General features: G+C 52.1%; 10 protein-coding genes. 5 read left to right on the forward strand and 5 right to left on the reverse strand.

The genetic code is table 11. The features are described 5' to 3' along the window. Window positions 1-76: 76 nt before the first annotated feature. The 3 genes from NH461_RS04425 to NH461_RS04435 form a co-directional block, all read right to left on the reverse strand. The gene (locus NH461_RS04425; protein ID WP_410000092.1) at window positions 77-1,129 is read right to left on the reverse strand and encodes an HD domain-containing phosphohydrolase; all 1,053 of its coding nucleotides are present in this window, start codon (window positions 1,127-1,129) and stop codon (window positions 77-79) included. Further along, the gene (locus tag NH461_RS04430) at window positions 1,113-4,055 is read right to left on the reverse strand and encodes an MHYT domain-containing protein (RefSeq protein ID WP_261602051.1); all 2,943 of its coding nucleotides are present in this window, start codon (window positions 4,053-4,055) and stop codon (window positions 1,113-1,115) included. Before NH461_RS04430 ends, NH461_RS04425 begins: the two co-directional genes overlap by 17 nt. A gap of 202 nt (window positions 4,056-4,257) precedes the next feature. Then, window positions 4,258-5,457 carry an alginate lyase family protein gene (locus tag NH461_RS04435; protein WP_261602052.1) on the reverse strand — a complete coding sequence of 400 codons (1,200 nt, stop codon included), beginning with the start codon at window positions 5,455-5,457 and terminating at the stop codon, window positions 4,258-4,260. 337 nt (window positions 5,458-5,794) lie between these two features. On the opposite strand from NH461_RS04435, the gene NH461_RS04440 reads away from it, so the two are divergent. The 4 genes from NH461_RS04440 (at window position 5,795) to NH461_RS04455 (ending at window position 10,564) form a co-directional block, all read left to right on the forward strand. Then, on the forward strand, window positions 5,795-6,283 hold the full coding sequence (locus NH461_RS04440) for a hypothetical protein (RefSeq protein ID WP_261602053.1): 489 nt from the start codon (window positions 5,795-5,797) through the stop codon (window positions 6,281-6,283). Between the two features lie 234 nt (window positions 6,284-6,517). Further along, window positions 6,518-8,728, forward strand: coding sequence for a hypothetical protein (locus tag NH461_RS04445; RefSeq protein WP_261602054.1), 2,211 nt, complete (start codon window positions 6,518-6,520; stop codon window positions 8,726-8,728). Between the two features lie 62 nt (window positions 8,729-8,790). After that, a complete protein-coding gene (locus tag NH461_RS04450) occupies window positions 8,791-9,876 on the forward strand; it encodes a hypothetical protein (RefSeq protein WP_261602055.1) in 1,086 nt (361 codons plus the stop codon). A 181-nt stretch (window positions 9,877-10,057) separates the two neighbouring features. Further along, entirely contained in the window at window positions 10,058-10,564 is a 507-nt protein-coding gene (locus NH461_RS04455) for a glycine cleavage system protein R (protein ID WP_261602056.1), read from the forward strand. 60 nt (window positions 10,565-10,624) lie between these two features. Here NH461_RS04455 and lpxM read toward each other — a convergent pair whose 3' ends face one another. Beyond that, a complete protein-coding gene (gene lpxM, locus NH461_RS04460; RefSeq protein ID WP_261602057.1) occupies window positions 10,625-11,563 on the reverse strand; it encodes a lauroyl-Kdo(2)-lipid IV(A) myristoyltransferase in 939 nt (312 codons plus the stop codon). Between the two features lie 324 nt (window positions 11,564-11,887). On the opposite strand from lpxM, the gene NH461_RS04465 reads away from it, so the two are divergent. Next, window positions 11,888-12,634, forward strand: a complete 747-nt coding sequence (locus tag NH461_RS04465; RefSeq protein WP_261602058.1) for a glycerophosphoryl diester phosphodiesterase — start codon at window positions 11,888-11,890, stop codon at window positions 12,632-12,634. A gap of 72 nt (window positions 12,635-12,706) precedes the next feature. Here NH461_RS04465 and NH461_RS04470 read toward each other — a convergent pair whose 3' ends face one another. Next, window positions 12,707-14,020: a hypothetical protein gene (locus NH461_RS04470; RefSeq protein WP_261602059.1), complete on the reverse strand. Its 1,314-nt coding sequence runs from the start codon at window positions 14,018-14,020 to the stop codon at window positions 12,707-12,709. Between the last annotated feature and the right edge of the window lie 50 nt (window positions 14,021-14,070).

The raw sequence follows: 14,070 nt of genomic DNA on the forward strand, positions 1-14,070 counted from the left end.
AACACGGTACTTCGCAGCACTTTTTTCTGTTCCAGCTACCCATTCGACATGGAATGGGTGGCTGTTTTTTTGCGGGTTAGGTCGCTGGGGTGGGCGCAGTGTTGGCTGGCGATGCTGGTGTGAGTTCGGTGTCGTCGGCAGGCTCCGGCCAGTGGCTGCGGGTTTCCAGGATCTCCGACAGGCATTTGAAAAACGCATCAACCATCGCCGGGTCAAAGTGGCTGCCGGCTTCGCTGCGGATCAGGTCGGTCGCCTTGTCGATCGGCCAGGCCGGTTTGTAGGGACGGGCGCTGGTAAGAGCATCGAAGACGTCGGCAATCGCAACAATCCGGGCAGAAACGGGGATCGCTTCGCCTTTGAGACCGACGGGATAGCCACTGCCGTCCCATTTTTCATGGTGGTACAGGGCGATGTCCCGGGCCATGCGCATGAGCGGGGAGTCATCTTCACCGATGATCTCTGCGCCGATTTCGGCATGACGGCGCATGACGGCCCACTCATCCGGATCCAGTTTGCCCGGTTTTTGTAAAATTATATCCGGGATCCCGATCTTGCCGATGTCGTGCATGGGGGCAGCGTGGAGCAAATTTTCGGCCTGGTATTCGCTGAATCCGGCTGCCCGGGCAATGATCTGGGCATAGCGGCTCATCCGGATCACATGCAGGCCGGTTTCATTGTCTTTGTATTCCGCGGCGCGGCCGAGCCGCTGCACGACGGAAAGCCGGGTGGATTTGAGCTCTTCCATCCGCACCAAGGAAAGATGATTCTTGATCCGGGCCTGGACGATCGAAGGGCTGACCGGTTTGGTGATATAATCCACGGCACCCAGCTCAAACCCCTGGGCTTCCTCGTTTTCACCCGACAGGGCAGTAACGAAGATCACCGGGATATGCCGGGTCGCATCGTCGCGCTTGAGCGTTTCACACACCTGATACCCGGACATGCCCGGCATCATCACATCCAACAGGATCAAGTCCGGGGTTTCGCGCCGGGCCAGCGCCAGGGCGCGCTCGCCGTCTTTGGCAAACAGCAACCGGTAGGAAGTCGCCAGAATATTTTTCAGGACCTGCAGGTTGGTTGGTTCGTCGTCCACCAACAGCAGGGTTTTCTTGTCATTCAACATCGTCATGGCAGGCTAAACTGTGCTTTTTATAGGTGATTAATAGATCTGCCGCGCGTTCCGGTTCGAAATCGTGGAGTGCTTCCGCAACGTTGTCGGCCACATCAGCCGGAAGTTGCATTTTCAGCCCGGCAAACATTTCTTCCGGAATCTCCCCTTGCTGGAGCAGGCTGATCAAGGTATTCAATTGCTTGATATCTAAAGGTTCAACCGGTGTGAGGGACGCTTCCGCCGTTTCTGGTGTAGGTGAGTGTTCATCCAGTAGTTCGGTGATTTCAGTCAAAGACTGTTGGTACATCTCGAGCAGGGATGGAATTTCCGCGACATCTTCCTGTTTGAGTAGCGCTTCGATATTCTCGGCACAACGGGCCAACTGCGGCAGGCACAAGTTCCCGGCAATGCCTTTTAACCGATGGGCTGGTGCAATGGCTGCTTGCGGGCTCTGCGCAAAGGCAGGTGTCAGGCGATCTTCTGTCCCTTCGCTGTCCATAAAGCGTCGAATGGCATCCAGGTGTTTCTGGGTGCTGCCCCACAGGGTTCGGCCCATTTCATAGTCGATCGGAAGCTGCAAATCATTCTTGCGCAGCTCCGGATACATATGCTGACTGGCGGCTTGGCGGCCAAGGACCCGGGCGATTTCTCCCGTCAGCTCGATCACGCTGATCGGTTTGCAGGTAAAGCCATCCATGCCGGCCGCTTCGGCCTGGCGCTTATCCTGCTCCATCACACTGGCCGTCAGGGCAATCACCGGGGTCGGGGACAGTCCTTGCTGAGTTTCATAGCGCCGGATCGCCTGGCAGGCTTCATGGCCGTTCATGTCGGGCATTTGCACATCCATCAGCACCAGATCGAACGGTTGCCGACTGAAGTGCTCAACCGCTTGCCGGCCGTTGCGCGCGGTGACCAGCGTGTGGCCGCGGGATTCCAGCAAGGCGGTGAGCAGTTCGAGGTTTTGTGTTACATCATCGGCCACCAGAATATGCAGAGGCGGCAGACGCATTTCTTCATCGCCGTAGATATTGCCTTCCACCGGTTTGCCGGTGTTCAGCGGCAGGGTTACCCGGAAGGTGGTGCCTTCGCCCACAGTGCTGGTGACACTGATGTTACCGCCCATCAGCTCAACCAACTGACGGGAGATGGTGGTGCCCAGCCCGGTGCCGCCAAACCGGCGAGTCATACTTGAGTCGGCTTGCGAGAAGGGGGCGAAAATTTTCTCTAACCGATCGGCAGAGATGCCGATACCGCTGTCTTCGACTTTAATGATCACGCCTTTGCCGCGGGTTGCCGGGCGAACCCATAAAGTGACATGGCCGCGTTCAGTAAACTTCACTGCATTGCTAAGCAGGTTGAGGATCACCTGCTGGATCCGCAGTGGGTCTCCGCGGAAAAATTCGTTGAGCTGCGGCGCGTAGTTTAGCGACAATCGCAGCCCTTTTTTGCGTGCCGCCAGTGATAATGTGGCGATGACCTGATCGCAGACCTGATGCAGGGAAAAATCCCGCACTTCCAGTTCGGTCGAGCCGCTTTCCAGCTTCGCCGAGTCGAGAATATCGTTGAGCAGCGCCAGTAAGGATTTTGCCGAAGAGCGGACGATCCCCAGGTTCTTTTTTTGCAGCTCGTTGAGCGGGGTGTTCATCAGCAGCTCGGTAAAACCGAGAATCGCGTTCATCGGGGTGCGGATTTCATGGCTCATATTGGCCAGAAAAGTGCTTTTGACCTGAGCGGCTTCAATGGCCTGCTCTTTGGCATGGTGCAGATCGGCTTCCATTTTTTTCCGCGCGGTGATGTCAGTGACAAAGCCGACAAACTGGCGGGTGCCCTTAATCCGGGACTCGCCCACGGCCAGGCGAATCTCAATCGTCCGGCCGTCTTTGCGTCGTGCGGTCACTTCCCGGCCTGAACCGATGATTTTCTTGTTGCCTGTGGTGAGGTAGTTCATCAGGTAGCCGTCATGGGCGCTGCGGTAGGGCTCCGGCATCAGGGTGCTGATATTTTTTCCGGCCACTTCAGCTTCGGTGTAGCCAAAAATACGCTCGGCAGAGGCGTTGAACGAGAGGATCTCTCCCTGCGCTGAAATTTTGATGATGCCGTCGACTGCCGTGTCGAACATCGCCTTGAGCTCAGTTGCGGTTTCCTCCGTTTTTCTCAGCAGCGCTCGGTAGCGGACCAGGGCGTTGAGCGCAGCAACCGTCAGGCTGAGCAAAATGGTAACCACTGCAATCGCCACAGCCAGGGCGTAGTGCTTCTGGCTGTGTGGATCAAAGCCCGGCTCCATTTGGCCGACGAACCGGGTGGCTTCCATCGCGGTATAGTGCATGCCGGCAATTGCCAGGCCCATGACTAAACTGGCAAGCAGGCGGATTTGATAGCCGGGCAGCGAGAGTTGTTTTCGCAACCCGAAGCTGATCCACAGCGCCAGCGTCGCCAATCCGGCGGCCACGATAATCGACAGGCTGAAAAAGAACGGCTCGTAACGCAACGCTGGTCCTAAGACCATGGCGGCCATGCCGATATAGTGCATGCTGCCGATCCCCAGTCCGACGATGAGGCCGCAAATTAGCAGCTTCGGCCAGTTGACCTGGCGTTTGGCCAGCAGGTTCAGGGTAACGAAGGCGGCCAGAAAGCTCGGCAGTATCGACAGCAGGGTAATCCCGGGGTCGTAGGATACCGTGGTGCAGATCTCAAAGGCCAGCATGCCGATAAAGTGCATCGACCAGACCCCGATCCCCAGGGAGGCCGCGCCGGTCAGCAGGTGCATGCGCTGCATCAGCGGGGAAGCTTTTCGTTTGGCCGCAGCCGCCAACGACAAGGCCATGAAGGAGGCGCCGACGGCAATGCACAGGGACAGCAGGACTAACCACGGGCTGTATTGACCGGTGACCAGCAGAGAAGGGTCCGGCTCATTGATAATGAAATACTGCTGCAGAGAAAACATGGATGCTGACTTTGAGGCTGGCGTGAGAATGATGACGGGCATGATACGCGAAACCGGGACAGAACCATAGGAAACATCATGAACATTTCGGGGCGATTTCATCTGCCCCGAATTGGGGCTTCAGCGTTGTTCAATGCCTGTTGCGTGTCAGCGCTCGCGGGCTTGATGGCTCAACCGGCAGCGCATTCAGGGTATCAGCACATCAGGGGGTCGCTGCAGCCGTTTGCTGCGCTGCCCCGAGCTCGGGCCAGGCCCAGTAGCAACTGGCATTGCCGGCGGTATTAAAACTGTAAAAAGGTTGATCCGGGTAGGATTGCTGCCGTTTGACCTTGTCCACAAAACGCTTTAGATACGCGGTGCTGGGCTGATCCGGGAAGCGGTTGATATAGGCCAGCATCCAGCCGACACCCCAGGTCGCGTTGTTGGTAAATGCCTGGTAATTCTGATTTTCAGCCGCGAGGCCCCGGCAGGCAAAGCAGGTTTGTGCGTAGTCGATCATCGTGCTCGGATCATCCATCGAGTTGACAAAGAAGTCGACGGCCCGGTGAATGGCCTGATCATTGTAGTCATACAGGTTATCCCCTTGCTGGTGGGCGATTTCCGCTATGGTGACCAGGTTGGATAAGGCCAGATTGGTGTAGAAGGTTGCCCAGCCGCCCCGCTTGGTTTCTTCCTTCAGGCTGCCGTCGTCGCGGACATGGGCAGAAGAGAGGATGTCCTGCGTCGCATCCAGTCCTTTTTCATACCAGGCGGGTTGATTGGTGGCGATGCCATAGAGCATCTGCATATGGGTCCGCATCAGGCCATGGTTGTTGTAGGTGCTGGTTGCCGAGCGGGATTTGATCCGGCTGGCGGAACGCACCATTTTCCCCAGCCAGGTTTCAATCTGCGCAGTATCTGCCGGCGTCACGTTCGGAGCATCTTTGATCATATACCAGCTGATCAGGGCATAGATGGCCAGGCTGCGTTGGGTAAAGCGGCCATTCCCGTCATCGCCGTTGCGCTCAATCTGGGTGAAATAATCATCCCGGGCCCAGTCCTGCAGGTGAGTTAATACAAACTCGGCACTTTTCGGGTTGCCGAGAAAACGGTAAGCGGTGGCTTCAGCGGAAATATTTTTCAGTTGCTCACGGGCATAGCCGCTCGATAGGCTGGGCAGCGCCGGGATCGGTTTGTTGATGACGAACTGCTCATCATAGCGGTCGAACCCAAACAAAGGGACATGGTCACACAGCTGCAGGGAATTGCTCGCCGTCAGGGTCGCTTTGCGTTCGTTGTCGTTGACAACGAGCCGATTCGGTTGGATCTGCCGATCTGTTTGGGCGAGTTCTACGGCCGGAGCGGAACATCCCGAAATGACTAATGTGATTGCCAGAGTACAGGCTGATTTGTCAGTGCTCATGAGTTTCATCCTTGAATCGAGTGCATCGGTGTTCGAACAGTGGCTTTGTTTTGCTGGATTGCGAACTGTCTCTTAATCATAGAAAGTTATTCAGGCAGTAGGGTCAAGCTTGCCAGACGTTTTATCCCGAATAAACCCAGTCTGTGATCTGATGCCGGATGGAAGGGTTGCGCAGGCGGTTTTTCTCTGCAGCCAGCGCGACAGAGAGACGGAAAAATGTCAAAGTTTTGACCTCTGTCACTCTATTTAGCGAAAGATTGATAAAACGCATAGCCCTTCGCGTGCTTTGTGCATAATGTCTGTGATGTTCGAATGATTGAAATGAAAGGTTACAAATATGTCTGATGTGCCAGCAACTGTTACACAAGCTGCCGAAGTCGTTCAGCCGGTAGCGGAATCTTCAGGATCCATTTGGGGATACGTAGCAGGTGGTGTGCTGCTTCTGGTCCTTGCCGGATTCTACGGGTATAAGAAAATCAATACCCCGAGCTTTATGATTAAGCAGGTCAGAAAACGAAATATGAAAGAGCTGCAGAAACAAGGAGTCGAGAACTCCGAGTTTGTGCAGGATCTGGATAAGTTGCTTGACTCTGTGCTGACGTATGCAAACGACAACAAGAAAAAAGGCACGGATGTGGTGAAATTGCTGAGCCCGCTCAATGATACGGCCCGGATTAAAACCCCGCGCGATATGTATCAGTCCATGATCTATATTGCCAACGAAATCCGCGATGCCGGGTTGGCCCGTGAATTCAAAGGGCGTGCGAAAAATGTGAAAGCGAGCTCTTCACTGATGAATGGCTTGCTGAAACGCGCCGGGATTTAATACTCAGCGTTTCGGTACTTCATATCTTCTAACCAGTGGATGACTCCACTGGTTTTTTGTTCTTTCCGGTAGAAGAAATCACGCCAGTGTTCATTTTTCATATCAATATGGTGGCGATACCCGGTCATATATGCGAAATAGTGCGGTTATATTAACACTTACAAACACATCTGGTTGCGTATTTCGGGGCAGTTGAGTAAGTTGTCAGCCTTCTCATATTGGCTGGTTAAGGTTATGAAATATAAAATATTAGCGGTTGCTGTTTCGTCTGTTTTCGGTCTTGTCGGTTGTGGTGGTGGGGGTGATAGCTCCTCAGGAAAAGCCACGCCGGTTATTTCTACAGCAGATTTCGCCGGAACAGTAAATAAAGGGATTCTCTCAAACGCTAAAGTTGAGGTCTGTGATAGTTTTGACGCGCAAGGCTGTCATACTGGTGCGGGCTATTATCAGCAAACGGTCACGAATGCTAGCGGTAAATATAGTGTTCAGGGCGCTCCACTGGATAAACCAATCTTAGTCGCTGTCTCCAAAAAAGATGGCTCGACAACAATGAAATGCGATGTTGAGCAGTGTGTTGATACCAATGGTGCTCCGGTTGGATTTGGGCAGAGCTTTGTGGTCAGTGACGGTTGGCAATTGAAAACGATTTTGCCTGCTGCAAATACAGCGACAGACGTTGTCAATGTGACATCTTTGACTGACATTGCCGCAAAACAAGCACTGAAAGATGCGGGTGGTTTAACCGTAACGACTGCGGGCGCAAATGTCGCGAAGGAAGTCGTTGAGAAATTATTCGGGTTGGAAGGCTCTATTACAGAATTAGGTGCCGTTGACCTGACAGATCCAACGCAAACGGAAAGTGCGTCTCCTGAAGAAATGAATGTTGCTCTGTATTCGGCTGCTGTGATGAGCAGTGCGGTAGATACAGATACCATGATCCAAAATAATGCGGGAGCTTATCAGATCTCGCCAACTGTATTGAAGATTATTGATGCAGCCGAAAAGTTAGTTAGCCGGGATCAGGGTGAGCCTCTGGTAAAAATATCATCAGCCAGCCAGAAAAAGTTAGATGATCATAAACACGCTCTAACGCAAGGGGAAGGCAGCTTCAAGGATATTGATAATGACGGAACGCTGGATCCAATCGAGGTCGTTCCTCAACCACCGTCAACCGAGGCTGTTCAGGCTGCGAAAGCTTTTATCAATGATGTTCGCACCACTTATATGTCAGTCCAGAATGAGGGCGATCTGAAATCAGGTTTGGAGAATTTTGCTGCTGAGCTCGAGGACGTCGCACCATTAGCTGAATCTGATGCTCAGCAAGTCGTATTGAACGTACAACATGCAGTTGAGGCGATTGCTGCATTCTATTTGAATACACCTGATAAAGCGCCGGAAGGCATTCAAGTTAAGGCCGAGTTAAAGGACACTGGAACTGAATATACCGCAACGCGCACAGACGCCAGTACTGGTTCGGTGACAGTTGTTGCTTTGGTGAAGCAGTTTGAGGAAGGTGATGAAAACACGCCGACGAATATCAACCTTGAAATTACTGATGTTCGTAGCCAATATCAAACGGTTACGCTTGCTGCCAAAGGTGTCGCAAAAGTTGTCAATGCAACTTTTTCCGATAAAAACTCTGAGACTCCCTCAGAGCCAATATGGACATATGACAGTGAGTTTGCTCTGAAAAGTGATCGGGTCTCGTTGGAACTATCCGATGTATCTTTGGCCGTCAACCGCGAGGGCGCTCAGCCTGCAGAATTCACCGGGCTTGTTTCGTTGAATGTCGAAAATCCAACCTCAACTGGAGCGGAATTTTTAACAGGCAATGACAGCAATGTATCTGGCAGCGAACAACTGAAAGCACAGTTCGCATATGCCAAGATTCAATTTAGCGGGGATATTGCGACGGGCACGGATTCACTGGGAGTCTACCTGAATCTGATTGCCGATAATAAACACGGTTATCAGCATTCTGAGTGGACAGAGATGTATCGTTCCTGTGATTATTGGTATCCCTTCCACTGTACAGAACTATCCCAAGGAGACCATTCTGCAGAAAGTGCAGATGCGTTCGTTGAGACATATTTTACAGTTGAAGTAAAAACCAGTGTGAATAATGCGCTGAATAATGCGATAGCAGCTTCAGTCAAACTTGAGATTGACCGTGCAGAGTTTGATGTTGCAACGGCGAAAGTCACGGTTCATTACAATGATGTCGATACAATTATCGAGTCGCCTGTAGGCCTGTATAATAACCCGCTTAAACCAAGTGTAACCGTTCGAAACACGACTGGTGCTGTGGCAATGCTTAGTAGCATTGAAAAAGAAGTGGCAGGCCTGATTACCATTCATGGTGAAAAAGTCGCATCGATTCAAGAGCTGGATAGTGGTTTAGTTCTGGTCCGTTACCGTAATGGTGACTTTGAAACATTATTTTAAGATATGAGTTAAATAGGGAGGCTTCGGCCTCCCTACTTTTTATTTGAGTTTTCAGTAGTAACATGTTGATTTTTTCTACAGCAGCTTCGCTGAGTTTATTACCATTTTCTGCCATCTCCGGTCAGGGGATGGATGTTTATTTGTCGACAAATGCAATGGCCTATGCGGAGAATAATTCGGCTTACCAGATCATTAAAGGAAAGGAAGGGACCTATCACGGTAGTGAGAGTGCGTTTACTTTTAATGAAGCTGCGCTTGGCACACGGTTTAATCAGGTCTCCTTTTCGTTGATCTCTCGGTACGACTGGTTCCTCGGTTTTTCAAAGGACACGATGGAATTGTACGGGACTACGGTTAATGGAACACTGATCGAACCGGATAAGCGCTATGATTTATACCTGAAGACAAATCATATTAAGAGTGATGGTTTTCGGTTGGGGTATCAGTATGACTTTCATCAATCCATTAAATTTTATGGGGCAGCATCATACCTGAAAGCGAAGGAGTTGATGGTTGGTGAGACGAGTGGTTGGGCGTCACTCACAGGAAATTGTGGAGATGACTTCGAGTGTTATTCCGGAGAAGTGAATCTTTCTTATACCTATACCGAAGATAAGCTTTTCGATCGCGTAACCGATGCACCTCAAAGTGAGTATGGGTATAGTTTTGATGTTGGTGCTGACTGGCAGATATCAGAGCACTGGTTGGCCTCCGTCTATGTGCAGGATGTCTTCAGTGAGATCTTATGGCATGAGTCACCGTTTACTAACGCCAAAGCAACGACGGCAACCAGTCAAATCGAAGACGGTAAGATAAAAATTAATCCCGTGATTACGGGCCATGAAGGGAACCGGGACTTCAAGCAGAAATTACCGATTAAATACAATGCGTTAATCGGTTACTCGTTTGACGGACACGCAACTTATATGCGTAGTTTTCAGGCCTATGATACGACTTTGCTTCAATTAGGCTATCAGTATCAAAGAGGGAGTGCTCAGTACCGGGTCAAAGTCTACCCGGAGCTATGGGCCTTAGGGCTTGAATATCAAGGATCTATGTTTAATGTGGCTGTCACGAGCGACTCCTTTGACTATCAGAAATCCGCTTTGCTTGAAATTAAGCTCGGGTTATCTATCCCGATCTATTGATCGCGCCAGCCCATCAGTCGTCGACTGAACTAGATTTTTATAGGGGTAAACCTGAACATGAAGATCGTCACGGCAGGGTTGTGCCCGGCTTGCTAGGCTCAAAGGAGCCTGGCTGAGAGTCGAATCAAATGTGCCGTGGCGGCTGGGTTTGACGGCGTGTCGTAGTGAGAGGGGATGGCGTATGAATGTTCAGTTAACGATTACCATTGCGGGTCCAGATCGTCCTCAGTTGATCAATCAACTGGCAGCGCAGAGTCACGAGTTGGGCGGAAAATGGCTGGTCAGTAAAATTCACCGACTGGATAACCAAATCGTGGGGTTAATTAAAGTCGATATTCCGGAAGCGTCTGTGGCTGCGCTGAAACAGGTCTTTAACCGGTATCCGGAGCTGCAGCCCAGAGTGCTGGAGATCCCGCAACCGACAACATCGGCCGATTTGGTCTCGCATAAGCTGAAGGTCGAGGCGGATGATCGCGCGGGAATTGTCAACGATATCACGCATATTCTGGATGATCTCGGGGCGGAGATTGTCCATATTGAAAACCACCGGGTCGGCTTGCCGGAGCTCGGCAGAACCCTGTTTTTTGCCGAGTTGGAGATTGAGGCGCCTCGAGAATTGAACCTTGAGCAAATGCAGGAAGCGCTTCAGCAGGCGGAAGAGCAGCTGCGGGTACATATTATCAGCTAGTTTGCGGGCTCAGTTCGCGAAAAAAGGCTCACATCGGTGAGCCTTTTGTTTGAGCAATGATCAGTACCGTCTACTGCCGTCCGGCAGGGTACGAAGAATGCTCATAATCCACATATATTGCTCGGGTTGCTTGCGGATCATGGCTTCAAGTACCTGGTTCATCGAACAGGCATCGGTGTATTCATCGCCTGACGGGAAGTCAGTCATCGGCGGCTGAATGCTAATTTCGAACCGCCCTGTTTCCATATTAAAGGCTGGAAACACCGGCAGCACGGCGGCATTGGAAAGCTTGGCTAGTTTCCCGACGCCTTTGACGGTGGCTTTTTCATGACCGAAGAAGGGGGCGAAGACGCTCTGTTTGAGCCCATGATCTTCATCCGGCAGGTAATAGGCCAGGTAGCCTTCCTTGATCGATTTCAGGTAGGGTTTGATGCCCTGGTTGCGCTGGTAAATCCGGCCGCCGAAAATTTTGCGCTGGCGGTTCATCAACCACTCGGCAATCGGGTTTTGCTGCGGACGGACCATCGCAACCATCGGCATCTCCTTGGCTGCAAAATACAGCGCTGTGAAATCAATGGCCCAATTGTGGGGGACCAGCATGATGATGTTCTTGTTTTGCTCCCGCAGGGCCTGCAGGTGGTGCTCACCGGTCACGTCGTGTTGGTTCAGGATAAACCGACGCCCTTTGATAAAAGGTTGGGCAAACCCAAGCAATACGGTCCCAGCCGTAGCATAGGAGCGCTCCAGCAGGGCGAGTTGCTCCTGCGCGGAAAGCTCGGGGAAACACAGTTCGATATTCATCAGGGCTCGGCGTTTGGCGCCATTGTTTTTACTGACGAAATACTTGGCAAGGCGGGTCGCAAGCGCCGCCCGAGCGCGATGGGGAAGCATGGCCAACAGGATGGCGAGCGGCAGCCCAAGCCAGGTCGGCCAGTGCTTAGGGTGAAGAAACGATGTGTTAAAAACGGGGCTGTACTCGTTGTACTGTTGCTTGCTCATGCTGACTTATTCAACGGTGTAGCAAAAATCGGAGCGCACGGTGCCCTGACGTTGACAGGGTCGGTTGGGGGGCACGGGAGTTGGTTGTGTGGGTGCGGTTGATTTCTGTTTGCCGGTTGAATTCCAAATTGTTGAGAATGAACCGGGAATTGTAAGTCTTCTCCAAGCGGAATCAAGTGTTATCCCCAAGTTCTGTTGGGAAAGACGCAGCGCCGGCCAATTCTGGGTTGAAGCTCGCGTTGGTCACGCGAGGCCGTAGTGACACCGGGATAATCACCTTATACTGGCGGCGGCTCAATAAGAATTGAATGAAGGTGGCGAGTGATGAAGACCGTTTTTGCACACCGGGGGATCTCGACTCTGGCGCCGGAGAATACGCTGGCGGCTTTTGCTCTGTGTAAACCCCATGGGATCGGGTGGATTGAATGTGATGTGGATATTTTGGCCGACGGGACGGTGGTGGTTTCACATGATGATACACTGGATCGTTGTACGGACCGGAGCGGTAGCTTGTATGATCTTCAGGCGGGCGATCTGGCGCAGATTGATGCCGGAAGCTGGTTTGCCGATCAGTATATGGGTGAGCGGATCCCGACGTTGGCTCAGCTCATTACGCTGGTCAACCAGGATCAGCTGAATATCAATGTCGAAATCAAATCGTGCAGCGCGGGCTGGGCAATGACCGAACGGCTGATCGACAATGTGATTGCAGCCCTGGATCATCTGGATGACGGGCGTCAGCTGATTGTGTCGAGTTTTAACCATCAGGCACTGGCAGAGTTTAAGCGGCGGCGGCCACAAACGGCTGTGGCTTGTCTGTATGAAGCCGGGCAGCTCGGGGAAGACTGGCTGGCGGTCTTGCAGCAATGTCAGGCGGAATTTATCCACCCGGCCGATCATGGCCTGACACAGCAGATGATTGGCGACTTCAAAGCCGCAGGCTATCGCGTCAATGTCTACACCGTGAATGATTTAGCACGGGCCAATCAGTTGTTTAACTGGGGCGTGGATGGTGTATTTACCGATATCCCCCACTGTTTTCCGGCGAAATATCGCGCGATAGGGTCGTGACTTTCGGCCGGTTCACGCAATGAAAAAAAACGCCTCCATTCGGAGGCGTTCATCAGCTGTCGGTGTCGGGAATTAACCTTCCTGACTGGAAGCATCCTCAGTGTCAACCGTCGCAGGCTCTGTGATTGCTTCTGGTTGAACCGGCTGTGTCGCTTCTGCTGCCTCAGTTTCAACCGCTGCTTGCTTCATAGGTGCCGTATTTACAGCTGGAGCTGCTGGTACAGGCGTTGGTGCTTCCGGTTTCGAAACCGCTTCGGCGGCTTGCTTAGCAACAATGAGCTGGGCTGTCAGCTTGCCAACTTTTTCTTCCAGCAGGGCGGCACGGGTGCGCTGATCCTTCAGATCCTGACGTAGCTTTTGCTGAGCCAGCATGGTTTCCTGCTCGCTCTTCAGGTTGTCCTTGATATATTGCACTAACCCTTCGCCTTGTTTGGTGAGGGCTTGATCGCGCATGTCATCGGCACCCAAGGCTTGCGTAATGTTAAGCAGGATCTTCTCGTAGCTCAGCACATGGCGCTCATAGTCGCTCTCCGGCATCGCTTTCAGTTTCTTCACCACCGTGGCAATTTGCTCGGCATGCTTGAGTGAGAAAACGGCCTCATCGACTTTGTCGATAATTTGTGCGGTTGCACGTGGCTCTGCCGCGATAAAGGCTTTGGCCGCAGTCACAGCAGCTGCTGCCTGGCTGAGTGTTTTCGGCGCATGCATGTCAATTTTCGCCAGCTTCAGGCGCTTGAGCTCTTGTTGTGCGTCAGACAGGTAAATCTTGGTGACGGTCTTGACTTCCAGGGCGCGCTGTTTGGTGACCAGTTTCGGCTGACCGTTGATGGCATCGTCGGTATTTTCATTGGCGACATCATCAACCAGGCGTTTCAGTTCGCTCTCGAGCTGGCGGGTCGTGGTTGGATAATATTTCGCGGCGTCGATTTCTTTCAGTTGGTTATGGTAACTGAAGGCTTCTTCCAGAATGGTCAGCACTTCGGTCCGGATCGACTTTGCTTTATTGATGTGGGCATTAAATGTCGCAATGCCTTCTTCGGCGGCCTGGATGTTGGTCTTCGAGCTGAAGAAGCCACTGGAGCTGTTGGCCTCAGACGGATCCAGCTCGAATTCCTTGTAATATTCTTTAGCTTCAGCAAGGGCTTGCTTGGCGTCAGTGACGGCTTTGGTTGCAAACCAGTCCAGCTCGGTCTCTTTGGTCGATGCCAGCAGTTTATCTGCCGCGTCAATTGATTGTTTTACCTTATCAATTTGGATTGCGGTCTGTGATTGATTGGTCTCCAGCGGCAGGCTTTCGACGGAATCAGAATTGGAGTTTGAGGCACAGCCGGACAGGGTCAGCGTGACAGCAGCTGCAATAACGGCAACTTTCAGTTCCCTCTTCATAAAAGCTCCTTGGCAATAAAAATATGATAAGTATGTGTCATGATGAATCT

It is taken from the genome of Photobacterium sp. TY1-4, assembly GCF_025398175.1.
Classification (GTDB): Bacteria; Pseudomonadota; Gammaproteobacteria; order Enterobacterales; family Vibrionaceae; genus Photobacterium.

Bases quoted from the DNA above. Each gene is read 5' to 3' on its own strand.
- NH461_RS04445 (WP_261602054.1), top strand. From the start codon at position 6,518: ATGAAATATAAAATATTAGCGGTTGCTGTTTCGTCTGTTTTCGGTCTT.
- NH461_RS04465 (WP_261602058.1), top strand. From the start codon at position 11,888: ATGAAGACCGTTTTTGCACACCGGGGGATCTCGACTCTGGCGCCGGAG.
- NH461_RS04435 (WP_261602052.1), bottom strand. From the start codon at position 5,457: ATGAGCACTGACAAATCAGCCTGTACTCTGGCAATCACATTAGTCATT.
- NH461_RS04455 (WP_261602056.1), top strand. From the start codon at position 10,058: ATGAATGTTCAGTTAACGATTACCATTGCGGGTCCAGATCGTCCTCAG.
- lpxM (WP_261602057.1), bottom strand. From the start codon at position 11,563: ATGAGCAAGCAACAGTACAACGAGTACAGCCCCGTTTTTAACACATCG.
- NH461_RS04440 (WP_261602053.1), top strand. From the start codon at position 5,795: ATGTCTGATGTGCCAGCAACTGTTACACAAGCTGCCGAAGTCGTTCAG.
- NH461_RS04470 (WP_261602059.1), bottom strand. From the start codon at position 14,020: ATGAAGAGGGAACTGAAAGTTGCCGTTATTGCAGCTGCTGTCACGCTG.
- NH461_RS04430 (WP_261602051.1), bottom strand. From the start codon at position 4,055: ATGTTTTCTCTGCAGCAGTATTTCATTATCAATGAGCCGGACCCTTCT.
- NH461_RS04450 (WP_261602055.1), top strand. From the start codon at position 8,791: ATGTTGATTTTTTCTACAGCAGCTTCGCTGAGTTTATTACCATTTTCT.
- NH461_RS04425 (WP_410000092.1), bottom strand. From the start codon at position 1,129: ATGACGATGTTGAATGACAAGAAAACCCTGCTGTTGGTGGACGACGAA.